Origin of the sequence: Tardiphaga sp. (assembly GCF_044336785.1) — a bacterium.
GTDB lineage: Bacteria > Pseudomonadota > Alphaproteobacteria > Rhizobiales > Xanthobacteraceae > Tardiphaga.
This window is the reverse complement of record NZ_JBIIOT010000014.1, coordinates 56,375-79,157: the sequence shown is the minus strand read 5'-3', so window position 1 is coordinate 79,157 and position 22,783 is coordinate 56,375. Positions and strand designations below refer to the sequence as shown.

The window sequence follows — 22,783 nt, the reverse complement described above, 5'->3', positions numbered from 1 at the left end:
GTGGAGAACCCGGCCGGGGACAGGTCCGGCCAGTTCCTTGACGTTATTGTCTGTCACACGGCGTAGCTATATAAGCGCCGCGCGTCCGGGTATTTCCGGCGCCATGCAAGCATTGATGGATTGGCCTTGGACAAGACAAAGAGCTATCGCCCCTCCGATAAAGAGCCTTTCATGAACGACCGGCAGCGCGAGTACTTCCGCGGCAAGCTGCTGGCCTGGAAGGACGAGATTCTTCGCGAATCCAAGCTCACCCTGCAGACCCTGCAGGAAGAGAATGTGAACCATCCAGACCTCGCCGATCGCGCCTCGTCGGAAACCGACCGCGCCATCGAGCTGCGCGCGCGGGATCGCCAGCGCAAGCTAATCTCCAAGATCGACGCGGCGCTGCTGCGCATCGAGGACAATAGCTACGGTTATTGCGAAGAGACCGGCGAGCCGATCTCGCTCAAGCGCCTCGAGGCCCGTCCGATCGCGACTCTCTCGGTGGAGGCCCAGGAGCGCCACGAGAAGCGCGAGAAGGTCTATCGCGACGAATAGGTCGCAAAATTAACGGCCGCCCGTTTCACGAGGCGGCCGTTTTTGTTTTAGGGAGGTTGTCGATGGAGAAGCAGCTCGCGATTGCCGAGGTTCTGCGCTACGTGCGCCTGAATCGCACGCCGCTGGCCGCGCTTCCCCCCGAGGCGATTCCGCATGACGAGGCCGATGCCTATCGCGTGCAGGATGCGCTGCATAATCTGTTGTCGCCGGATTTCGGCGAGCAGGTCGGCTACAAGATCGGATGCACCTCGACGGTGATGCAGGTCTATCTCGGCATCGATCATCCCTGTGCCGGCGGCCTTTATATGGCCGGTTTCAAGTCCTCCGGCGCGTCGTTGCGCTATGCCGATTACGTCCATGTCGGTGTCGAATGCGAGATTGCCGTGCGGCTCGCTTGCGACCTGTCGCCGACCGGGGACATCTTCACGGCAGAGTCCGTCGCGCCGGCCATCGAGGCCTATTTCCCCGCGATCGAGATTGTCGATGACCGATATGACGACTGGCGCAGCATGGATGCACGGTCGCTGATTGCTGACGATTTCTTTGCGGCGGGCTGCGTGCTCGGCAAAGGCGTCGCTGCCGCTGACGCGCCTGATCTGACATCGGTGGTTGGGCGCGCGATCGTCAATGGTATTGAAGTCGGACGCGGGACCGGCGCCGACGTGCTCGGTCATCCCCATCATGCACTGGCCTGGCTCGCCAATCATCTCGCGGCGCAGGGCCGGATGCTCAAAGCCGGCGAGTTCGTGTTGACGGGGAGCCTCGTGAAAACCGAGTGGCTCAATGCAGGCGATGATGTGCTGATGGAACTGTCGGGCCTCGGCAGCGTGGCGGTGGATTTCAAGGCGTAGATGGTTCTCACAAACAACGACGGCCTTCCGTCAGGGGAGCTGACAGAAGGCCGCGTGTGAACATCGCAGCGCGTGGGAGCACGCTGCGATGTGGGAGCTCATAAGGTGTTAGAAGGGCAGCAGCACGTCCATCACTTGCTGGCCGTAGCGCGGCTGCTGGACGTCGGAGATCTGACCGCGGCCGCCATAGGCGATGCGGGCTTGCGCGATCTTCGAACTGTCGATGGTGTTGTCGCTCTGGATATCCTCGGGTCGCACGATGCCGGCGACGATCAGTTCGCGAATTTCGTAATTGACGCGGATTTCCTGCTTGCCCTCGACGACGAGATTGCCGTTCGGCAATAGCTGCGTGACGACAGCCGCGACATTGGTCTGCAGCGCTTCCTGGCGCACCACCGAGCCTTTGCCGTCGCTCGACGACGAACTATCGGTGGTCAGCAGACGACCAGGCAACGCCGAGGCGGCACTGCCGGTCAGCAGCTTGCTGCCCAGAAAATCGGTGACGCCGGAATCTTCCGAGCTGGTACGGCTGCGCTGGGTCTGGTTGGCGATGTTGGCCTTGTCGGTGAAATTCACCGTGATGGTCATGATGTCGCCGACCTGACGGGCGCGCTGATCCTTAAAGAAGGCGCGCGAGCCCGAGCGCCACAGCGAATTGGCGTTATAGGACGCGACTTCCGGCTTCGGCATCGGCATCTGCACCGGCTTGTAGCCGGGCTGGGTGGTCGGATTGTCGATGGCCGTCAGCGCCGGCTTCTCGCCGATGGAGGCGAGGCGGTCGATGGAGGAGCAGCCGCCGAGTCCGGTGGCGAGGAGCGCTGCAAGGGCGATGGGGCGGTTGAACTGATACATGTAGTTTACTCAGCTTTGCGAGAGACGGGCACGCGGTCGTTGGCTGCGAGGGCGACGGGAGAAGGTGCGCGGGAGATCTTTTCGGAAGGTGCTGGGTCGGGAGTTGCGGGAGAAGGGGCCGGCGCGCGTTCGCCCGGGAGCGGCGAAGCGGACGGGGCGGAGACGGTGACTTCGCCGCGGCCGGTGACGACACCGGCGACGCTGCGCTTGGACTGCAGGTTCATGACATTGACGACATCGCCCTCGGTGCCGGAATCCTGTGCCTTGCCGCGAACGGTGAGGTAGAGTCCGGCGGAGCGGAACACGAGGGTGACGGCCTGGTCGCGCACCACGAGGTCGGGCTTGGCGAGATCGGCATTGCGGATGGCCTGGCCGCTGCGGAGCTGGCGGCGGCTCTGCATGCCCACCGCGCGTTCGCGGCTGGCGCCGTCAATGCCGACTTCCGCCTTCGGACGGCGCTCGACGAGCACGTCGGACGATTTCAGCACTTCATTGCGCTCGACGCCGCGTGCGAGCACGGCGACTTCCACGGTTTCCACCGCAGTGCCGGTGAAGCGCAGTTTGGCTGTGGGTGCGTTTGCCTCGCTGCCGATGGCGAATGTCACGTCGAAGCGGCCGCTGCGCGTATCGAAGCGCGTCGCGACTGCCTCGATTGCGCCGGTATAGCCGGCGTCGAGCTGCACGCCCTGGACGTCGCGGTCGAAGGTCAGGGTCAGATTGGCGGCGTCGCCAAGGCCGTTCCGATGTTCGAGTGCCTTGCCGATATGGGCCTCGATATCCTTGCTCTCGATGCTGCGCGACAGCCGGGTCACCGAGATCGATTGCAGGCCTGAGGTCTCCACGCCGATCACCTGATGGGTGCGCAGCGTCGAGATGATCTGCGCGGTGGTCAGCGTGCCGATGGTGCCGAGATCGGGCGCGCGATAGATCGCGATATTGGCAGCCGGGCCGGCATTGTCGATGACATCGCCGATCCGTACCACCTCGCTCGACACCACGACATTGGCACGCAACATCGGCGCCGCGATGCCGGTGTCCTCGCGCTTGTCCTGGCCGAATGCCGCGGTGGCGGCGCCGGCGAGAAGGGCAGTGGCCAGGATGAAAGTGCGCATGGTGAAAGTCATGATCATCCTCCTCAGCGGAACATGCCGGATGTGGACTGCAGCATCTGGTCGGCAGCGCTGATCACCTTGGCGTTCATCTCATAGGCGCGCTGGGCGGCGATCAGGTCGGAGATTTCGGTGACGACTTCGACATTCGCCTGTTCGAGATTGCGCTGCTGCATGTCGCCGAAACCGTCGAGATTTGCGGTGCCGTCCTGCGGCGTGCCGGAAGCCGGGGTTTCAGTGAACAGGTTGTCGCCGATCGGATTGAGGCCGGCCTTGTTGATGAAGCGGGTCAGGCCGATGGTGCCGAGCACGGTGGGCGTTGTTGAGCCCGGCACGATCACCGAGACCTGGCCGGCAGCATTGATGGCGAGCTGCGAGGATGCAGTCGGGATCGTGATCGTCGGCTGCAGCAGGTTGCCCTGCGCATTGACGATACGGCCCTGGCTGTCGGTCGAGAACGAACCGTCACGCGTATAGGTGAAGGTGCCGTCGGTCATCTGGATCTTGAAGAAGCCTTCGCCACGGATTGCGATGTCGAGATCGTTGCCGGTGACCGACAGCGTGCCCTGGCCCATCAGGCGCGGGGTGCCCACGGTCTTGACGCCGCCGCCGATATCGACGCCGACCGGGATCATGGTGCCCTGGTCCGATGCCTGCGCGCCGACGCGGCGCACGTGATCGTAGATGAGGTCCTGGAACGCCGCCCGCTGCTTCTTGTAGCCGGTGGTGCGCATATTCGCGATGTTGTTCGAAATGACCTGGACGTTGAGTTCCTGGGCCGCCATCCCGGTCGCTGCGGTGTAGAGTGCGCGCATGGGTCTGTGTCCTTAAGCCGGAACGTCGGCGAGTTTTTCGATAGCGGTCTTGCGGGCATCGCCCTGCGACACCAGCATGTTCGACAGTTCGGTATAGGCACGGGTCACTTCGATCATGCGCGTCATCTCCGTCACCGAAGAGACGTTGGAGCGCTCGATGAAGCCCTGGTTCAGCTTCGACGTCAGCGATGGCTGCGGGTTGGCGCCGGCGCCGGCCGAGTAGAGGTTCGAGCCTTCCTTCACCAGCTGTTGCGGCGAGGCGAACTGCACCATGCGGATCTTGCTGCGCACGCTGTCGACGCGGTTCGTGCCTTCCAGCACGGTGACGGTGCCGTCCTGGGAGATGTTGATGTCGTGATCGGTCTGCTGGAACACGATCGGGCCGTTATTGCCGAGCACGGGGAAGCCGCTCGAGGTCACGAGCTGACCCTGATTGTTGATCTGCAGGCTGCCGTCGCGGGTGTAGCGCGTGCCGGCCGGGGTCTGCACTTCCAGGAAGGCATTGCCGTCGATGGCGACGTCGAGCGGGTTCTTGCTCGGCTCGACCGGGCCACCGGCGAAATCATGCATGGTGGCGCGGTCCTGCACGAAGGACACGCGACGATCGCGGCCACTGAAGTTGTCTTCATGGGCCGTGGGGCTCAGATATTCCTGAAACAACGTCCGCTCGGCCTTGAAGCCGGTGGTGTTGATATTCGCGATATTGTTCGCGACGACGTCCAACTGCCGACGAAGCGTCATCTGCCGCGACAATCCGATGAGACCCACGTTCTCCATCGGGTAATCTCCCCTTGTCCCAACGAGCGGCTCTCCCAAGCCGGTTCGTGGATCTCGTGGACCACTCAAGCTCTCCCAAGCCGTGGTTCACACCAGTGGAGTAGCGAAACCCGTGCCAACTGGAAAAGATGAGTGATATCAATGTATTGGTAGATTTTGGCGCGTCGGGGAGGGCGGCAGAAAGATCTTGTTGACCATAACTGCCGGCAGAATTTTCCTAGTGAACCCCGAAAATAAAGATTCCATTAACCATTGCGACCTAGCGTCCGGATCAGACAGGGCCTTGGGCGCTGGCGGCAGTTTGTATCGCGTCTTCAGGGCCTGCTTCGCAGCATCGAGCCCATCCCAATTCCCGGAACGGGCGAGGCGATGGCGGATACCGATACGACAGATGGCGCCGCCCCCGGTGGGGACGAGGCCGCTCCCAAAAAGAGCAAGCTCAAGCTGATCATTATCGGCGTGGTCGCGCTGGCGCTGGTCGGCGGTGGCGGCGGTTACTTCTTCCTGGCCAAAGGCAAGAAGAAGGATGAGCACGCCGAAGCGGCACCCGCAGCCGCCAAGCCGCTGTCCTTCGTCGAGGTGCCGGAGATCGTGGTCAACCTCGCCGGTCAGCCCGGCGAGCGCGTGCAATATCTGAAGGCCAAGCTGGTGCTGGAAGTGAAGGATGCGCCGCAGGTGGCACTTATCACCCCGGCGATGCCGCGCATCACCGATATGGCCCAGGTTTACTTGCGCGAATTGCGCTCGTCCGACCTTAACGGGTCGATCGGCATGTTTCGGTTGAAGGAAGAACTGACGCGTCGCGTCAACGCGGCGATCGCGCCGAATCATGTCAACGCGGTCCTATTCAAGGAAATCCTCATTCAGTGACGGTTTTCGCAGTGAAAATTTTCGCAATGAGGATGTGGGTCTAGAACGATGTCTACCGAGCAGGTCGATCAGGACGCAATTGCCGCCGAGTGGGAAGCATCTCTGGATTCAGAGGATCCCGCCGAGGCCGCGAAAGCTGCTGCCGAGAACGAACTCACGGGCACCATGGCCGAGCAATGGGCCGCCATGGTGGAAGATGGCGGCCGCGATCTCGGCGGCGGCAAGAATGGCGGCGAGCGCGTGCTCTCGCAGGAGGAGATCGACAATCTCCTCGGCTTCAGCGTCAATGAAATCAATCTCGACGAGAATTCGGGCATTCGCGCCATCATCGATTCCTCGATGGTGTCCTACGAGCGTCTGCCGATGCTCGAAATCGTGTTCGACCGCCTGGTGCGGTTGATGACCACGAGCCTGCGCAATTTCACCTCCGACAACGTCGAGGTCTCATTGGATCGCATCACCTCGGTGCGCTTCGGCGATTACATGAACTCGATCCCGCTGCCGGCGGTGCTGTGCGTGTTCAAGGCCGAGGAGTGGGAGAATTTCGGTCTTGCTACCGTCGATTCCAGCCTGATCTATTCGATGATCGACGTGTTGCTCGGCGGCCGTCGCGGCCAGGCCTCGCTGCGCATCGAGGGCCGGCCTTACACGACCATCGAGACCAATCTCGTCAAGCGCCTGATCGAAGTGGTGCTGGCCGATGCCGAACAGGCGTTCCGGCCGCTGTCACCGGTGTCATTCAATATCGACCGTCTCGAGACCAATCCGCGCTTCGCAGCCATCAGCCGGCCGGCCAATGCCGCCATCCTGGTGCGCCTGCATGTTGACATGGAAGACCGCGGCGGCGACATCGAACTGCTGCTGCCCTATGCGACCATCGAGCCGATCCGCGGCACGCTCATGCAGATGTTCATGGGCGAAAAATTCGGCCGCGATCCGATCTGGGAAAGCCATCTCGCCACCGAACTCGCACAGGCAGAGATTGCCGTCGATGCGGTGCTCTACGAGGCCAATATCCCGCTGAAGCAGCTGATGATGCTGAAGGTGGGCGACACCTTGCCGCTGGAGATGAAAGCGGATGCGCTGGTCGCCGTTCGCTGCGGTGCTGTCACGCTGACGGAAGGGCGCATGGGCCGTGTCGGTGACCGCGTTGCTATCCGTGTCACGAAGCATTTGCGTAAGCCCCACACCACCCTCGCAATGTTTGAAAAAGCAGACGAACAAACCAAGATGATGGAGGCACAATGAGCCATTCGCTGGGAATCGTGATAGAAGGCCTGGTCGCCGTGTTGCTCGTTCTGACCATTGGCTATTGCATGCTGCTCAATAAGCGCCTCAAGAAGCTGAAGGCGGACGAACAATCGCTGAAGGCCACCATCGGTGAGCTGATCACCGTGACCGAAATCGCCGAGCGCGCCATCGGCGGGCTCAAGCACACGGTGCGCGACGTTAACGAAAACCTCGGTGCGCAGATCAATGCTGCAACCGCGCTTGCCGAACAGCTCAAGGCGCAGCTCGCCGAAGGCGATGCGGTGGTGCGGCGGCTGTCCAAGATCGCCATCGCCGCGCGTCCGCTGACAGCCCAGGCTGAGCCGGAAGTGCCGGTTGCTCCGGCGGCTGCGGCAACGGCCGCTCGTATGTCCGCGGCGCGCGCCAATGCTGCTGCAGCACAGGCATTCGCCGAGCGTCGGAGGCCCGACGGCATCGCTGCATGAAGGCCTTCCGCGATATTCGTATCCTGCCTGTCGTTCTGGTTGCGGTGCTTGGTCTGGCGATCCTCAAGATCGCCGGCATCGTGATCGACGGCGGCTATGTGTTCGAATATCAGCCGCAGCCGGTGAAACAATCCTGGGCGCAGGAGATGTTCAACTTCCCGGGCGGGGCGAAGCCGGTCGATTCGGACATCACGGGCTCGGTCGCTGCGAAGAAGGACGACCCGGCGAAGCCCACCGTGGCCGCGCCCGATGCCATCGCCGTCACCAATACGCCGCCGGTGGAGCAGGCGCCGAAGATTTCGGATTCCGAACGCGCCATCCTCGAACGCCTGCAATCGCGCCGTCAGGAATTGGACGCGCGGGCGCGCGAACTTGAAATCCGCGAAAGTCTCCTGAAGGCTGCTGAAAAGCGCATCGAGACCAAGGTCGACGAAATGAAGGGCGTCGAGGCCGGCATCAAGACGGCGACGGAGCAGAAGAGCGAAGCCGATGCGGCGCGCTTCAAGGGCATCATCACCATGTATGAGAGCATGAAGCCGAAGGATGCCGCCAAGATCTTCGACCGGCTGGAAATGCAGGTGCTGTTCGAGATCGCCTCGCAGATGGCCCCGCGAAAAATGTCGGACGTGCTTGGCCTGATGCAGCCGGAAGCTGCGGAGAAGCTTACCGTCGAGCTGGCCCGGCGTGCCCAGGGCGGCGAGCGCTCGGCCTCGACTGCGGAACTGCCGAAGATCGAGGGGCGGCCTGTGCAGCCCGTGCGGAATTAAAGAAAATCATTAACAACTCCTTAGAGGCCGGCTTCTAGATTTGGCGCTGATCGAACGAATGATCGTTCGTCGTAGCCTGGGCTGAGAGACACCTCGAAAATGCCGCGCAAGCCTGCCGCAGCATGTTGGACGCGCCCCCGCGCCTTGTCGTGGGCGGCGTCGCGTTGTGCCGGTTTCGCGGTGGTGCTGTCGCTGTCGACCACGTTTTCGCTGTCCGCCTTCGCCCAGAGCGTCAAGGGCACTGCGGCGCTGTCGACGTCGGGTGGTTATGCGCGGATTGTGCTCAAGCTGGCCGAAGACGTTGAATCCGAAGTCAGCCAGGCGGGCTCGGTCCTCATCGTCCGCTTCAAGCGTCCCGTCGATGTGCCCGTGGAAATTCTCGGCGATGCGGCGCCCGATTATATCGGCTCGGCGCGCCGCGATCCCGATGGGACGGCTCTGCGCATCGCGCTGTCGCGTCGCGTGACCGTCAATTCGATGACCGCGGGCGAACGCGTCTTTATCGATCTGCTGCCCGATGGCTGGAAGGGCGCGCCACCCGGACTGCCCCAGGATGTGGTGAAAGAACTCTCCGACCGCGCCCGCGCCGCCGAACGGGCGTTGCGCCAGCAGCGCGCCGCTGCCGAGAGCCAGAAGAAGCCGCCGATCCGCGTGCGCGCCTCGGTGCAGCCGACCTTCGTGCGTTTTGCCTTCGAGACCCCGCCGAATGTCGGCGCATCGTCATTGCTGGACGACAAGCGCCTGACGCTGACCTTCAATGCTCCGCTCATCTTCGATCTCGCTGACGCAAAACTGTCGGCGCCGGCCAATGTCGCCTCCATCGGACAGGCGATGGACGGCAATCGCACGGCCGTCGAGATCGCGCTGATTGGCGATGTGGACGTCAAATCGTTCCGTGACGAGAAGAGCTACATCGTCGATATTGGCTTCCAGCAGCAGGACAAGCCGTCGCCGCTTGCCCAACTGCCGGCAACGCCGCCCGCCGAAACGAAGCCGGCAGAGCCCAAGCCTGTCGAAGCCGCGCCTGCGCCCGCGCAGAAATCCAGCGAGATCAGGCCGCCGACGTCGGAATCGATTGCACGCGAGATCGCGCAGGAGAAGAAAACCGAGGCACCGGTCGTCGCCCCCGTCGCTACGGTGGAAGCACCAAGGATCGAGGCCCCGAAGTCCGAGCCCATCAAGACTGTCGAAGCTGTGCCTGCGCCGGTGATCGCTGCTGCGCCCGTGAAGGAAGCGCCATCGGCCCCGATGCCTGCGGCGCCCGCGCCGCAGGCGCTGGCAGCTGCTGAGGCCATGGGCGTTCCCGTCGAGGTCAAGCGCAGCAGCGAAGGCGTGCGGATGAACTTCGCTTTCCCGGCACCCACGCCGGTGGCGCTGTTCCGCCGCGGCGACATGCTGTGGCTGGTGAGCGATTCGACCAAGCCGATCGATGCCGCCGCGATCCGCCGCGACAGCGGCTCGGTGGTGGCCGATGCGGAGTCCATCAAGCTGGAGAAGGGGCAGGCGGTGCGTATCCGCCTCAACCGTCCACAACTGGCCTCGCTGTCTGCCGAGGACGCGAATGGCAGCGGGCAAGCCTGGACGCTGACGCTGGCCGATACACGCCAGACGCAGTCGCAGGCGCTGTCGGCCGTGCGCAATATCGCCGATCCCAAAAAGGCCAGCGTACAGGTGCAACTGGCGCGGCCGGGTTTGAAACATCGTCTCACCGATCCCGATGCCGGCGATGTGCTCACCGTCATCACCGCGCTGCCGCCGGCGCGCGGCTTCGTGCGTCGTCAGGATTTCGTCGAATTCTCGCTGCTTGAATCCATCCACGGCGTCGTCGTCCAGACGAATTCCGATGAGGTCGCGGTCGATGCAGGTATCGACAAGGTGACGCTGACCCGGCCGGGCGGACTGACGCTGTCACCCGCAGATGCAGCGCCGCAGCGCGCGTCCACGGTCGCGCGACCGATCTTCGATGTCGGGCAGTGGCGGATCGATCAGGAAGGCCCATTCAATCAGCGCTTCGACAAGCTGCTGGATGCAGCTGCCGTGGCCGACACTGCCTCCGTTGCCAATGCGCGCATGGATCTCGCCAAGTTCTACATGGCGCGCGGCATGTATCACGAGGCCAAGGGTGTCGCTGATCTCGCGATCTCCGACATGAAGCCGGGCGAAGAGAGCGCCGCTGCAATGGTTGTCCATGCAGTCGCGAGCGCATTGATCAATCGTCCCGATCAGACGCTGAAGGATATCGCCCAGCCCGTCCTCGGGCCAGGCTACGACGCCGAATTGTGGAAAGCCTTCGCTTTCGCCAAGCAGGGCAAATGGGTCGAGGCGCGCGAGCGCTTCAAGAATTCGGAATTCACCCTTGCGGCGCTGCCGCCGGATCTGCAGCGCATCGGGCTGATGATGGCGCTGCGCGCCTCGCTCGAAGTGAAGGACTATGCCGGCGCATCGTCGCGCGGCAGCGAGCTCGAAGTCGTCGGCATCCCTGCGGAGATGAAGCCGTCCGCGACGCTGCTCAGTGGATGGCTCGATGAGGCGCTCGGCCGCGAGAAGGACGCGCTGTCGAAATATGCCGAGGTCACCGGCTCGATCGATCGTCCATCGGCCGCCGAAGCCAAGCTGCGCGAAATCGTGCTGCGCCAGAAGCGCAACGAGATCAGCGACGAGGATGCCCTGACGGAATTGGAAACGCTTGCCGTGACCTGGCGCGGCGATAGCGTGGAAGTGCGGGCATTGCAGCTGTTGGCGCAGATGTATGCGAAGACCGGCCGCTACAAGGATTCGCTGATGGCGGCGCGCACTGCGACTGAGCGCCAGGCCAATAGCGACGCCGCACGGCAGGTGCAGGACGACGCGCAGGCGCTGTTCTCCGATGTCTATCTCTCGCCGAAAGGCGACAAGCTGCCGCCGGTGGATGCGCTGGCGATGTTCTACGAGTTTCGCGAGCTGACGCCGATCGGTCGCCGCGGCGACGAGATGATCCGCCGGCTGGCCGACCGCCTCGTGGCCGTCGACCTGCTCGATCAGGCGGCCGAGCTTCTGCAGTATCAGGTCGATCACCGTCTGGAGGGCGCCGCGCGTTCGCAGGTCGCGGCACGGCTCGCCACCGTTTACCTGATGGCGCGCAAGCCCGAACGGGCCATCGCCGCCATGCGCACCACCCGCATCAATGATCTCTCCGGCGAGTTGCGCCAGCAGCGCCTGCTGCTCGAGGCGCGCGCGCAAAGCGATATCGGTCGCCGCGATCTTGCGCTCGACATCATCTCCCATGTGGCCGGTCGCGAGGCCGTCCGGTTGCGGTCGGACATCTACTGGTCGTCGCGCCGCTGGCGCGAGGCGGCCGAGCAGATCGAACTCTATTACGGCGATCGCTGGCGCGATTTCACACCACTCACGACCGGCGAGAAGAGCGACGTCATTCGTGCGGTGGTCGGCTATGCGCTGGCCGAGGATTCGCTCGGCCTCGCGCGCTTCCGCGAGAAATATGCGCCGCTGATGACGTCGGGCACGGACAAGATCGCGTTCGACACGGCGAGCACGCCGGCGGCCGCCAACAGTTCGGAATTCGCAGCCATTGCCAAGATGGCGGCATCGGTGGATACGCTGGAGGGATTCCTGCGCGAGATGAAGCAGCGTTTCCCCGAGAGCAGCGCCAAGGCCACCGTGCCCGGCGTCGCCGACATGGCCCCGACCGGCTCGCTGCCGACCATGCCGACGCGGCCGGTGGTGAATGTACGCAAGATCGAGATGCGGTAGGGAAAGCTCTGATTTGTCGTCACCCGGCTTGACCGGGTGACCCAGTATACTCTGTCGCTGCGGTGTTTACTGGATCGCCCGGTCAGGCCGGGCGACGACAGTATGGGCGCCTCGCTACTGCCCGTAACTCTGCACCAGACTCCCTGCCACCAGCGACCAGCCATCCACCAGCACGAAGAAGATCAGCTTGAACGGCAGTGACACCACCGCCGGCGGCAGCATCATCATGCCCATGGCCATCAGCACTGACGCGACCACGAGGTCGATGATCAGAAAGGGCAGGAACAGCAGGAAGCCGATCTCGAAGGCGCGCTTCAGCTCCGAGATCATGAAAGCCGGCACCAGAATGCGCAGCGACATCTCGTCGGGCGTGGCCGGCGGGGCTTCGCCGGACAGGTCCATGAACAGTTTGACGTCCTTCTCGCGGACATTCTTCTGCATGAAGGTGCGGAGCGGACCGGCAGCGCGCACCAGCGCCTGCTCGACGGTGATGTCGTTCGCCATCAGCGGCTTGATGCCGTCATCATAGGACTTCTGCAACACCGGCCCCATCACGAAGGCAGTGAGGAACATCGCGAGCGCCACGATCACCGTATTCGGCGGAGCTGTCGCTGTGCCAAGCGCTGTGCGCAGCAATGACAGCACGACCACGATGCGCGTGAACGACGTCATCATGATCAGGATCGACGGCGCGATCGAGAGCACCGTCAGCAATGCGATCATCTGCACGGCGCGTTCGGTGACGCCGCCGCCACCGCCGCCGAGATTGATGCTGATATCCTGCGCCATCGCCGGGCTCGCGAGGAGCCCGGCGGCGATCAGGACAGAGGTGAAAAATACTCTACGCGGAAGGTTCGGCGGTCTCACGAAGACGACTTCGGCCGTCCCAGCAGGGAGGCCATCTCGTCTTCGAGATTCTCGAAGCCGGACTTGGTCGGTGGCGTGATCGCCGGTGCCTCGGCGCGGGACGCGCTGGCGATCGAGACTTCCGGCGCCCGCACGCGCGGAGCAGCAACTGGCGCATCAGGCGCAACCGACGGCGCACCAATGCGTGGCTCCGGCGCGTCCGAGCGGGCCGGCTCGCCAGACGGACGACGCAGTGCGGCTTCGAGGCGCTGCGCCATGTCGGCAAGGTTCTGGTCGGCGGCGGAAATCGCGGCCGGGGTCGATGGCGTGGTCGAGGCGACCGGCGGCGTCACGGCAGCGGGCGCTTCCGGCTTCGCGACGACTGGTGCGCTCGGAGTGACATTGGTGCGCTCCAGCGGACGGGTCGTCGGCATGGTGCGGATCGGCGGATCGGCGCGCATCGGGCGCGGCATCATCGGCTCGCTACGCGGCATCTCGGGACGCGGCGTTTCGCTGCGAGAGGCGCGGAGCAAGGCAGGCTCACGCTGCGGAGTGGGGGCAGGCGTGGGCTCGGGGCGCGGCTCCGGACGGGACGGCTCCGGTGTCACAGCGGCAATGGTGGGCTCCGGGCGGCGTTCGGGCAGAACAGCGGCGCGACGCGGCTCCTCGCTGAAGGACGGACGGGCAGGGCGCGGGGGCGGTGCTGACGGCTCCGGCGCGACATCCGGCTCGCCGAGTTCGACCGGTTCCGGCGGCGCCCAGCTCGGCGTGTCCGTGAACGAAGGACCGCGCGACGTCTCGCGCTGCGTGGCCGGTTCGCGCTCGCGGCCGGGCGCAGCGCGCACGATGTTCGGCTCGACCACGATATCGGACGGGCCACCGATCATGATCAGGTGTTCCACATTGTCGCGGCGGACCAGGACAAGGCGGCGACGGCCGTCCACGGCGGCTGCGTCGATCACGGCCAGGCGCGGCATGCGTCCGCGAGCGGAATTGGCACCCAGCCGGTTGCCGCCGAATCGACGCACCAGCCAGGCAGCAAGCCCGATCAGTGCCAGCACGAAGACGAAGGCAAGAATGAAAGTGACTGCCGATGTTCCGTTCATAAAGAAGTCCCCAGACAGACGGCGGCTGGCTCCGCTCGCGCATCCGATACCCGTCGATCTTGCAATCGAAGCAGGCCGGACAACGCGGGAATCGCGCCCCGTCTGTTAACGCCCCCCGGCAGAAACTGCCGATGGTTAACAATAAACTATGAATCGCCGCAGCCAAAACGACTTCTAGCCGCCCCACCGCCTGGCTGAGCTTTGTGGTTAATCGGGCAATTCGGGCAAAAAAGCGATGTAACGCGCAATAATCCCGTATTTTACGCAATTGCTTTACGTTCCGGTAACTATCTGCGTCGGACGTTAACTCGTTATTAACCATGCGGCCGGCAAATTCTGCCTAGCTTCGGACAAGGTGTCCGGGCGCAGCGGAGACCTCCGATGGCGATCAGCGATATGCCGATGTTGTCGGTGCTGCGCACCAAGATGCAGTGGCATCAGGAACGCCAGCGTGTGCTGGCGGAGAATGTCGCCAATTCGGATACTCCGAGATTCAAGCCGCGCGATCTGGTCGAACCGAAATTCGACAAGATGGGCGGCCCGGCCGCCGGTGGCGCCATGGGCACGTTGCCGATGATGCGCGCCCAGGGCGTCAATCTTACGCCGTCCGGTGCCGCCGCGACTTTCGACCAGAACAACCGCGTCGGCTACGAGACCCGCCCTGCGGGCAATGCCGTCAATCTCGAAGACGAGATGCTGAAGGTTTCCGCCAACCAGATGGACTTTGCCGCGGCAAGCTCGCTCTACACCCGCAGCCTCGGTCTGTTGAAGACCGCCATCGGCAAGCGCTGAGCTGAGGAGAGCAGGACATGGCCGACAACAGCAGTGATTTCGCCCGGTCGATGGGCATCGCGACCTCGGGCCTGCGCGCCCAGGCCGGCCGCATGCGCGTCATCTCGGAAAACATCGCCAATGCGGCATCCACTGCGCAGACGCCGGGCGGCGATCCCTATCGCCGCAAGGTACCGACATTCACGTCCGAGCTCGATCGCACCCTGGATGCCCGGACCGTCGGCCTTGGCCGCGTGCGCCCGGACATGTCCACCTTTCCGACCCGCTACGAGCCCGGCAATCCCGCGGCGGATGCGGCCGGCAACGTCAAGGTGCCGAACGTCAATTCGCTGGTTGAAATGACCGACATGAAGGAAGCCCAGCGCTCCTATGAGGCCAATCTCAACATCATCAGCGCCACGCGCCGGATGATCCAGCGCACCCTCGATATCCTCAAGGCCTGAACAGGACACTCACCATGGCAGCCCCGAACGTCGCCGCAAACGCCTATGCAAGCCTTGCCCGTATCATGGACAGCGCCGGTGGCGTCGGCGGTCTCAACAAGGTCGCGGACAGCGGCGCTGGCCCGTCCTTCGGCTCGGTGCTCAAGGAGGCGCTCGGCAGCGTGCTCGATGCCGGCCGCAAGTCGGACGCGCAGACCGTCGCCATGGCCAATGGCAAGGCGAATGTCATGGATGTGGTTACGGCAGTGGCCGAGACTGACGTCGCCGTTTCGACACTGGTGTCGGTGCGCGACCGCGTCATCCAGTCCTACGAAGACATTTTGAAGATGCAGATCTAGTTGCTGCGCCCACACACCCCGCCCTCATCCTGAGGAGCGGCCGCAGGCCGCGTCTCGAAGGATGGTGAAGGAGCGCTACAGCTCATGGTTCGAGACGGCGCCGAAGTGGCGCCTCCTCACCATGAGGGACCGAGTAGTAAGAGGATACAAAATGACCGGCCCCGAAACTCTCGACGTCGCCCGCGATGCGATCTGGACCATCGTGCTGGTGTCCGGGCCGCTGATGGTCATCGGCCTTGTGGTCGGTGTCGTGATCTCGCTGGTCCAGGCGCTCACGCAGGTGCAGGAACAGTCACTGGTCTTCGTGCCAAAGATTCTCGCGGTCTTTGCGACCATGATCCTGACATTACCGTTCATGGGTGACGTGCTGTCGAGCTACATGATGCGGATTTCGGCGCGAATCATCGGGGGGTGATACACATCCCTCATGCGCATCGATATTTCGCTCCTGCCGACTCTCGCTGCCGCCTTCATGCTGGTGTTTGCCCGCGTCGGCGCGATGGTGATGCTGTTGCCCGGCTTCGGCGAAAGCAACATTCCGATGCGCATCAAGCTGTCGATTGCTTTGGGGCTGACCTTGATTCTGCTGCCAGCGCATCGCGCGGCCTATAATGTCGACATGACCTCGATCGCCCCGATGCTGGTGCTGATGCTGCGCGAGATCATCATCGGCATCGTGCTTGGCGCCACGGCGCGCGTCACCATCTCGGCGCTGTCGGTGGCGGGCTCGGTGATCGCCCAGCAGCTCGGCCTCGGCTTCGTCACCTCGGTGGATCCGACGCAAGGCCAGCAGGGCGTGCTGATCGGTAACTTCCTCAACCTGCTCGGCATGACGTTGATCTTCACCACGGATACGCATCACCTCGTGATCTCCGCGCTCAACGACAGCTACAGCATTTTTACGCCGGGCGAGATCCTGCCGACGGGCGATGTCGCAGCGCTTGCGACCAATGCTTTCACCGTCGCATTCAAGATCGGGATTCAGCTGGCGGCACCATTTCTCGTCTTCGGTCTCGTCTTCAATATGGGGCTTGGCGTGCTGGCGCGCCTGATGCCGCAGATGCAGGTCTATTTCGTTGGCGTGCCGCTCTCGATCATGATCGGCTTTCTGATCTTCGCGCTGGTGCTCTCGGCCATGATGGGCACTTACATGGACTACTTCGCTGGTGTGATGCACCAGATGATGCCGCGGACATAGGAGGGCGCCTATGGCCGAGGATAGTGAGAACGAGAAAACACACGACCCCACACAAAAGAAACTCGACGACGCTCACCAACGCGGCGATGTCGCCAAAAGCCAGGAGGTCAATACCTGGTTCCTGCTGGCCGGTGGCACACTCGTGCTGTCGTCGTTCCACGGGTCCATCGGCGCCGGCATGATGCCGCCGATGAAGAACCTGCTGCAGAATTCATGGATGATCCGCACCGACGGTCCGGGTCTCATCGAATTGACAAAGGAACTGTGCGTTTCCCTGCTGTCGACGCTTGGTATGCCGTTCCTGTTTATCATCATCGCAGTGCTGGCCGGCAATCTGATGCAGCATCGGCTGGTGTTCTCGTCCGAAGGCCTGACGCCCAAATTCAGCAAGCTGTCGCCGATGGAAGGCGCCAAGCGCCTGTTTGGCAAACAGGCCATCGCGAACTTCCTCAAGGGCCTGTTCAAGCTGGTCGTGCTGGGCGCGGTCATGTGCGCGGTGCTTTGGCCCGAGCGATTCCGTCTCGACGCTATGGTGCGCATCGATCCGAGTGCCATCGTCGGCATCACCATGGCCCTGACGCTGAAGCTGCTCGGCGCAGTGCTCGCCATGCTGGCCTTCGTTGCTGTCGCTGACTTCTTCTTCCAGTACCGGACATGGTTCGAGAAGCTGAAGATGTCGCTGCAGGAGGTGAAGGAAGAATTCAAGCAGTCCGAAGGCGACCCCCATATCAAGGGCAAGATCAAGCAACTGCGCCAGCAGAGCATGAAGAAGCGCATGATGGCCGCGGTGCCCCAGGCCTCGGTGATCATCACCAACCCGACCCACTATTCGGTGGCGCTGAAATACGAGCGCGGCATGCAGGCGCCGATCTGCGTCGCCAAGGGCATGGACGCAATCGCGCTCAAGATCCGGGAAGTGGCGGGCAAGCACGACATTCCGATCGTCGAAAACGTGCCGCTGGCGCGGGCGCTCTACGCCACCGTGGAGATCGACGAGGAAATCCCGAACGAGCACTATCAGGCGGTAGCCGAAGTGATCGGTTACGTCATGAGCCTCAAGCGCGGCTTCTCCGGGCGTCCGAACTGATGCCCGGACAGGATCGGAACATCGTGCGAATCGGCGATTGGGGCGCAAAAGAGCGGCGGAACCGCTTGCGTGCGCCCTGCCGGTTGGGGCACTCAGGAGGCGCGCGCAGGCGCGCTGCAACCACGACAGATAGGCGACACCCCGTCACATGAGCGTCGAGACCGACCACGATGGCCAGATCTCGCTGGCGGAGACCAAGGCTGGCCCCGAGCCCGTGCGCCGCAGCGGCAGCATTGTCCTCGTTCTGCTGATTGCTGCCGCGATCGTCGCCAGCGCCGTCGCCTTCATGACGCTCGGCCGCGCCCAGGCGCAGCCTTACATCCTGGCGCTGCTCGCGCTGCTGGCCATGGTCGGCCTGTTCATGCTGTTCGCCTTTGCGGCCGGCATCATCCGCTTCGCCGATCGGGCCTCCGAAGATCCGATCATGCGCGCCGTCACCAATGGCGCCTTCGATGGCATCGCGGTGACCGACGCCCACGGCCACGTCGTCTATGCCAATGCGGCCTACCTCACTTTGACCGGTGCTGCGTCGGTGCAGGAGGCGCGTCCGGTCGAGCGCGTCTTCATCGGCAATCCCGATGTCTCCGAAGCTGTCTTCCGTCTGCTCAAGGCGGCCCGTGAGGGCAAGCGCCAGCAGGAAGAGGTGCGCGTCACCGTCGCCGATGGCTCCCATGGCCGCTGGCTGCGCATGCGCGTGCGCCCGCTCGGCACCGGTAAGCGCGAGGCAAAATCGACGGTGTGGTCGGTGGCCGACATCTCGCGCGACCGCCAGCGTCAGGAAGACGTGTTCCAGGAGCTGCAGCATGCGATCGAATATCTCGATCATGCGCCGTGCGGCTTCTTCTCCGTCAATCCAAAGGGCGAGCTTGTCTACGTCAATGCGACGCTGGCGAACCTGCTCGATCACGATCTCGCCGAGATCGGCTCCGGCGGCCTGAAGCTCACGGACATCGTGTCCGGTGATGGCGCCTCGCTGCTTACCTCGATCGTGCCGATCCCCGGCGAAGTGAAGACCGAAGTCTTCGATATCGATCTCAAGCAGCGCGGCGGCAAGACCGTGCCGGTGCGCCTCTATCACAAGCTCGCTTTCGGCGCCGATGGCGTGCCGGGCGCCTCGCGCACGCTGGTGATCAGCCGCGCCCGCGACGAGCGCTCCGATCCGCAGCGTGCCGCCGAAGTGCGGTTCATGCGCTTCTTCGATCATACGCCGATGGCAATCGCCACCGTCGATCTCGGCGGCGCCGTGGTGCGCGGCAATGCGCGCTTCGCAAAGCTCGCGCAGACGCTCAGCGACAATGGCAATGTCAACAAGTCGATCCTCGCCGCATTGAACGAGCGCGATCGTGCACAACTGCTTGCGCCGATCGGTCAGGCCGCGCAGGGGCAAGGCGATATCGCGCCGGTGGAATTGCAGCTTGCAGGCGCCAAGGAGCGCTGGGGCCAGTTCTTCGTGACTGCCGTGCAGGAGGAAGAGCGCGAGACCGAAGCCGCCATCGTCTACATGCTCGAGACCACCGAGCGCCGCGCGCTGGAGAACCAGGTCAACCAGGCACAGAAGATGGATACGATCGGCCAGCTGGCCGGCGGCATCGCGCATGACTTCAACAATGTGCTGTCGGCCATCATGATGGCCAATGACTTCCTGCTGAACGCGCACAAGCCGACCGATCCGTCGTTCCAGGACATCATGCAGATCAAGCAGAACGCGACGCGTGCTGCGACGCTGGTGCGCCAGCTGCTCGCCTTCTCGCGCCGGCAGACGCTGCGGCCGACCGTGCTCAATCTCGGCGATGCGCTGTCCGACATCGATCTGCTGCTGAAGCGCCTGATCGGCGAGAAGGTGAAGCTCGAAGTCGTGCACGGCCGCGATCTGTGGCCGGTGAAGGTGGACATCTCGCAATTCGAGCAGGTGATCGTGAATCTCACGGTCAATGCGCGCGATGCGATGCCTGATGGTGGTTCGCTGACCGTGCGCACCAGCAATATTTCCACCGAACAGGCCGAGAGGCTTGCATATAAGGGCATGCCCGCGGCGGACTATGTGGAAATCGCCGTCACGGATACCGGCACCGGCATTCCCGCCGAGATCGTCGAAAAGATCTTCGAACCCTTCTTCTCCACCAAGGATGTGGGCAAGGGCACCGGCCTCGGCCTCTCGACGGTCTATGGTATCGTCAAGCAGACCGGCGGCTTCGTCTATGTGGACTCCAAGGAAGGGCAGGGCACCACCTTCCGCATCTTCCTGCCGCGCCATCATCAGGACAAGGAAGCCGCACCCGATCCGGCCATCGCTGCCGCGATTGCCGCGAAGGAAGCCGCCAAGCCGAAGGCCGATCTTACCGGGCAGGGCACGATCCTGCTGGTCGAGGACGAGGAGGGCCTGCGCAGCCTCAATGCCCGTGGTCTCCGTTCTCGCGGCTATACGGTGGTCGAGGCCTCCAATGGCATCGAGGCGCTGGAGATGTTTGAGGAGCAGGATCGCAATATCGATCTCGTCGTCTCCGACGTGGTGATGCCGGAAATGGACGGCCCGACTTTGCTGAAGGAAATGCGTGCCCTCAATCCGGATCTGAAGATCATCTTCGTGTCCGGCTATGCCGAAGAGGCGTTCGAGAAGAGCCTGCCGGAAGGCCAGCAATTCGCATTCCTGGCCAAGCCGTTTGCTCTGAGTGCGCTGATCGAAAAGGTGAAGGGCACGATGGGATAGGCGTAGGATGGGTTGAGCGCAGCGATACCCATCGCCACAAGCGCCTGGCCCTGATGGGTATCGCTACGCTCAACCTATCCGACAAATCTCTCGCGCTGCACCATAAGCCTTTGAAATCCCGACATTCCGCGCTTTAGAACAGCCCTAAAGCCGCGACCGAGGGCCGCAGCCATGCGGCGTGAAGCGCGCTTTCTTTTTCCTGCAGCGTAGCCATGTTAGGGGCGATTTCCCCCTGCCGGGGATTGAGGGAACATAGATGACTTTCACGTTCAGCATGCGCGGCGCGATCAAGACGCTCGCCGTTGTTCTGTCGCTGGCGATGCCGCTCACAATCGCCATCTCCGCTGCCGATGCGCGTCCGGGCGGCAAGGGCGGCAGCATGGGCTCGCGCGGCTCCAAGACCTTCGCGCCCACGCCGGGCACCGCGACTGCGCCGAATGCCGCGCAGCCGATGAACCGCACCATGCAGCAGCCGGGCGCGCCCGGCATGGCTGGCCCTGCCGCCGCTGGCGCAGCCGCCAAGGGTGGCTTCTTCAACCGTCCGGGCATGGGCATGCTCGGTGGCCTCGCTGCCGGCTTCCTCGGCGCCGGCCTGCTCGGCATGCTGTTCGGCGGTGGCCTGCTCAGCGGCCTCGGCAGCTTCGCCTCGATCATCGGCCTGCTGCTGCAGGTGGCTCTGGTCGTGATCGTCGTCCGCCTGGCCATGAAGTGGTGGCAGCGCCGTAATCAGGGTCAGACGGCTTCGGCCTATGCTGGTCCGTCGGGCTCACAGCAGCAGTACAACGCTCCGGAAGCCAATCAGGCCGCGCAGACCAACCACGCCTATGGCGCGCAGTCGCAGGAGGCTCCGCTGGCTCAGCCGCGCAGCGCGCTGGGTGGCTTCGGCTTCGGTGGCTCGCGTCAGGACGAGCGTCCGGTCGAAATCCAGCCGAAGGATTATGAAGACTTCGAACGCATTCTCGGTGAAGTCCAGGCTGCTTGGTCGAACGAAGACACCGATGCGCTCGGCAAGCTGGCGACGCCGGAAATGACCTCGTATTTCGCGAAGGACCTCGCGGAGAACAAGGCTGCCAACGACATCAACAAGGTGTCGGACGTCAAGCTTCTGCAGGGCGACCTCGCGGAAGCCTGGCGTGAAGGCAATGATGAATATGCCAGCGTGGCGATGCGCTTCTCGCTGATCGACAAGACGCTGGAGCGTGGCACCAACCGCCTCGTCGCCGGCAGCGAGACCCCGACCGAAGCCACGGAAGTGTGGACCTTCATCCGCACCAATGGCGGCAACTGGGAAGTCTCGGCGATCCAGCAGGCGTAACGCCATCCAGATCGAAACCAATCAAGCGCCGCGGGGCAACCCGCGGCGCTTTTGTTTTGAGACATGCGCTCAAGCCTCTCTCGCACAACCGTCGCGCGCGTGGAATAATCAGCGTGTTGGCTTGTTCGTCAGTTGCGGTCCACCGCGACCAGCCTTTTCGTGTTCAAGCAAATGCCTTTGGAGGAAACGATGATCACAACTCTCAAGACGCTGTCCTGCGTTGCCATCTGCGCGACGGCCATGTCATTCGCAACCAAGCCCGCATCCGCACAGGGCGCTGACACGAGCTTTTTCGTCACCAGCAATGGCATCGGCAATGGCGGCAATCTCGGCGGCCTCGCCGGGGCAGACAATCATTGCCAGACCCTCGCACAGGCCGCAGGCGCCGGCGCCAAGACCTGGCGTGCCTATCTCTCGACCCAGGCTGCCGACGGCAAGCCGGCCGTCAATGCGAAGGATCGCATCGGCAATGGCCCGTGGAAGAATGCCAAGGGCACCGTGGTCGCCAAGGACGTGGCTGATCTGCATAGCGCCAACAACGCGCTCAACAAGCAGAACTCGCTCAGCGAGAAGGGCGAGGTCATCAACGGTCGCGGCGATACGCCGAATCGCCACGACGTGTTGACGGGCTCGCAAGCCGATGGCACGGCCTTCGCCGGCACTGATGATCGCACCTGCAAGAACTGGACGAGCAGCACCCAGGGCGCGGCGATGGTCGGTCACATCGACCGCACCGGCCTCAATGAGGAACCGCCAGCAAAATCCTGGAACACCTCGCATCCGTCGCGCGGTCCTGACGGCGGCTGTTCGCAGAACGATCTGAAGACCACCGGTGGCGACGGCCTGCTGTATTGCTTCGCGGTGAACTGATCAGCTTCACCTCATCCGCGTCGCGTACGATCGCTGCA

Annotated in this window: 22 protein-coding genes; 16 read left to right on the top strand and 6 right to left on the bottom strand. The window is 63.4% G+C overall.

Translation table 11 applies throughout. The annotated features are described in order from the left end of the window. Positions 1-171: 171 nt before the first annotated feature. Both dksA and ACIQ2A_RS06870 read left to right on the top strand, forming a co-directional pair. On the top strand, positions 172-537 hold the full coding sequence (dksA, locus tag ACIQ2A_RS06875) for an RNA polymerase-binding protein DksA (protein WP_398477174.1): 366 nt from the start codon (positions 172-174) through the stop codon (positions 535-537). Positions 538-599: 62 nt separating this feature from the next. After that, on the top strand, positions 600-1,388 hold the full coding sequence (locus ACIQ2A_RS06870) for a 2-keto-4-pentenoate hydratase (protein ID WP_398477172.1): 789 nt from the start codon (positions 600-602) through the stop codon (positions 1,386-1,388). Between the two features lie 108 nt (positions 1,389-1,496). Here ACIQ2A_RS06870 and flgH read toward each other — a convergent pair whose 3' ends face one another. Genes flgH through flgF form a run of 4 tightly spaced genes read right to left on the bottom strand, consistent with a single transcriptional unit; the run spans position 1,497 to position 4,941 of the window. Beyond that, positions 1,497-2,240 (bottom strand): flagellar basal body L-ring protein FlgH, encoded by a 744-nt coding sequence (gene flgH / locus ACIQ2A_RS06865; protein WP_398477169.1) that lies wholly within the window; start codon positions 2,238-2,240, stop codon positions 1,497-1,499. A gap of 5 nt (positions 2,241-2,245) precedes the next feature. After that, on the bottom strand, positions 2,246-3,370 hold the full coding sequence (gene flgA / locus ACIQ2A_RS06860) for a flagellar basal body P-ring formation chaperone FlgA (RefSeq protein ID WP_398477167.1): 1,125 nt from the start codon (positions 3,368-3,370) through the stop codon (positions 2,246-2,248). A 5-nt stretch (positions 3,371-3,375) separates the two neighbouring features. After that, positions 3,376-4,164: a flagellar basal-body rod protein FlgG gene (flgG, locus tag ACIQ2A_RS06855; RefSeq protein ID WP_398477165.1), complete on the bottom strand. Its 789-nt coding sequence runs from the start codon at positions 4,162-4,164 to the stop codon at positions 3,376-3,378. Positions 4,165-4,176: 12 nt separating this feature from the next. After that, positions 4,177-4,941 (bottom strand): flagellar basal-body rod protein FlgF, encoded by a 765-nt coding sequence (flgF, locus tag ACIQ2A_RS06850; protein WP_398477163.1) that lies wholly within the window; start codon positions 4,939-4,941, stop codon positions 4,177-4,179. A 369-nt stretch (positions 4,942-5,310) separates the two neighbouring features. On the opposite strand from flgF, the gene fliL reads away from it, so the two are divergent. The 5 genes from fliL to ACIQ2A_RS06825 all read left to right on the top strand — a co-directional run bounded on the left by fliL (position 5,311) and on the right by ACIQ2A_RS06825 (position 12,043). Continuing rightward, positions 5,311-5,811 (top strand): flagellar basal body-associated protein FliL, encoded by a 501-nt coding sequence (gene fliL, locus ACIQ2A_RS06845; RefSeq protein ID WP_398477161.1) that lies wholly within the window; start codon positions 5,311-5,313, stop codon positions 5,809-5,811. A 48-nt stretch (positions 5,812-5,859) separates the two neighbouring features. Beyond that, positions 5,860-7,059: a flagellar motor switch protein FliM gene (gene fliM / locus ACIQ2A_RS06840; RefSeq protein WP_398477159.1), complete on the top strand. Its 1,200-nt coding sequence runs from the start codon at positions 5,860-5,862 to the stop codon at positions 7,057-7,059. Continuing rightward, positions 7,056-7,526 (top strand): DUF6468 domain-containing protein, encoded by a 471-nt coding sequence (locus ACIQ2A_RS06835; RefSeq protein ID WP_398477157.1) that lies wholly within the window; start codon positions 7,056-7,058, stop codon positions 7,524-7,526. Before fliM ends, ACIQ2A_RS06835 begins: the two co-directional genes overlap by 4 nt. Then, positions 7,523-8,293 (top strand): flagellar protein FlbB, encoded by a 771-nt coding sequence (locus tag ACIQ2A_RS06830; protein WP_398477155.1) that lies wholly within the window; start codon positions 7,523-7,525, stop codon positions 8,291-8,293. Before ACIQ2A_RS06835 ends, ACIQ2A_RS06830 begins: the two co-directional genes overlap by 4 nt. Before the next feature lie 144 nt (positions 8,294-8,437). Then, positions 8,438-12,043 (top strand): tetratricopeptide repeat protein, encoded by a 3,606-nt coding sequence (locus tag ACIQ2A_RS06825; protein ID WP_398477153.1) that lies wholly within the window; start codon positions 8,438-8,440, stop codon positions 12,041-12,043. A 114-nt stretch (positions 12,044-12,157) separates the two neighbouring features. Here the strand turns inward: ACIQ2A_RS06825 and fliP are convergent, their stop codons facing one another. Next, complete coding sequence (gene fliP, locus ACIQ2A_RS06820) at positions 12,158-12,910, bottom strand: flagellar type III secretion system pore protein FliP (protein WP_398477151.1); 753 nt, start codon at positions 12,908-12,910, stop codon at positions 12,158-12,160. After that, a complete protein-coding gene (locus ACIQ2A_RS06815) occupies positions 12,907-13,995 on the bottom strand; it encodes a flagellar biosynthetic protein FliO (RefSeq protein WP_398477149.1) in 1,089 nt (362 codons plus the stop codon). Before ACIQ2A_RS06815 ends, fliP begins: the two co-directional genes overlap by 4 nt. 381 nt (positions 13,996-14,376) lie before the next feature. Between ACIQ2A_RS06815 and flgB the strand changes: the two genes are divergently transcribed. From flgB to ACIQ2A_RS06770, 9 genes are all read left to right on the top strand, one after another. Then, a complete protein-coding gene (gene flgB / locus ACIQ2A_RS06810; protein WP_398477147.1) occupies positions 14,377-14,787 on the top strand; it encodes a flagellar basal body rod protein FlgB in 411 nt (136 codons plus the stop codon). A 17-nt stretch (positions 14,788-14,804) separates the two neighbouring features. Beyond that, entirely contained in the window at positions 14,805-15,230 is a 426-nt protein-coding gene (gene flgC / locus ACIQ2A_RS06805; protein ID WP_398477145.1) for a flagellar basal body rod protein FlgC, read from the top strand. Positions 15,231-15,244: 14 nt separating this feature from the next. Then, entirely contained in the window at positions 15,245-15,568 is a 324-nt protein-coding gene (gene fliE / locus ACIQ2A_RS06800) for a flagellar hook-basal body complex protein FliE (protein ID WP_398477143.1), read from the top strand. A gap of 151 nt (positions 15,569-15,719) precedes the next feature. After that, complete coding sequence (gene fliQ / locus ACIQ2A_RS06795; RefSeq protein WP_398477141.1) at positions 15,720-15,983, top strand: flagellar biosynthesis protein FliQ; 264 nt, start codon at positions 15,720-15,722, stop codon at positions 15,981-15,983. A 12-nt stretch (positions 15,984-15,995) separates the two neighbouring features. After that, positions 15,996-16,766 carry a flagellar biosynthetic protein FliR gene (gene fliR, locus ACIQ2A_RS06790; RefSeq protein WP_398477139.1) on the top strand — a complete coding sequence of 257 codons (771 nt, stop codon included), beginning with the start codon at positions 15,996-15,998 and terminating at the stop codon, positions 16,764-16,766. Positions 16,767-16,776: 10 nt separating this feature from the next. Then, complete coding sequence (gene flhB, locus ACIQ2A_RS06785) at positions 16,777-17,853, top strand: flagellar biosynthesis protein FlhB (RefSeq protein WP_398477137.1); 1,077 nt, start codon at positions 16,777-16,779, stop codon at positions 17,851-17,853. A 148-nt stretch (positions 17,854-18,001) separates the two neighbouring features. Beyond that, on the top strand, positions 18,002-20,560 hold the full coding sequence (gene cckA / locus ACIQ2A_RS06780; protein WP_398477134.1) for a cell cycle histidine kinase CckA: 2,559 nt from the start codon (positions 18,002-18,004) through the stop codon (positions 20,558-20,560). 256 nt (positions 20,561-20,816) lie between these two features. Continuing rightward, positions 20,817-21,875: a Tim44-like domain-containing protein gene (locus ACIQ2A_RS06775; RefSeq protein WP_398477132.1), complete on the top strand. Its 1,059-nt coding sequence runs from the start codon at positions 20,817-20,819 to the stop codon at positions 21,873-21,875. A 240-nt stretch (positions 21,876-22,115) separates the two neighbouring features. Further along, positions 22,116-22,745 carry a lectin gene (locus tag ACIQ2A_RS06770; protein ID WP_398477185.1) on the top strand — a complete coding sequence of 210 codons (630 nt, stop codon included), beginning with the start codon at positions 22,116-22,118 and terminating at the stop codon, positions 22,743-22,745. The last annotated feature ends 38 nt before the right edge of the window (positions 22,746-22,783 follow it).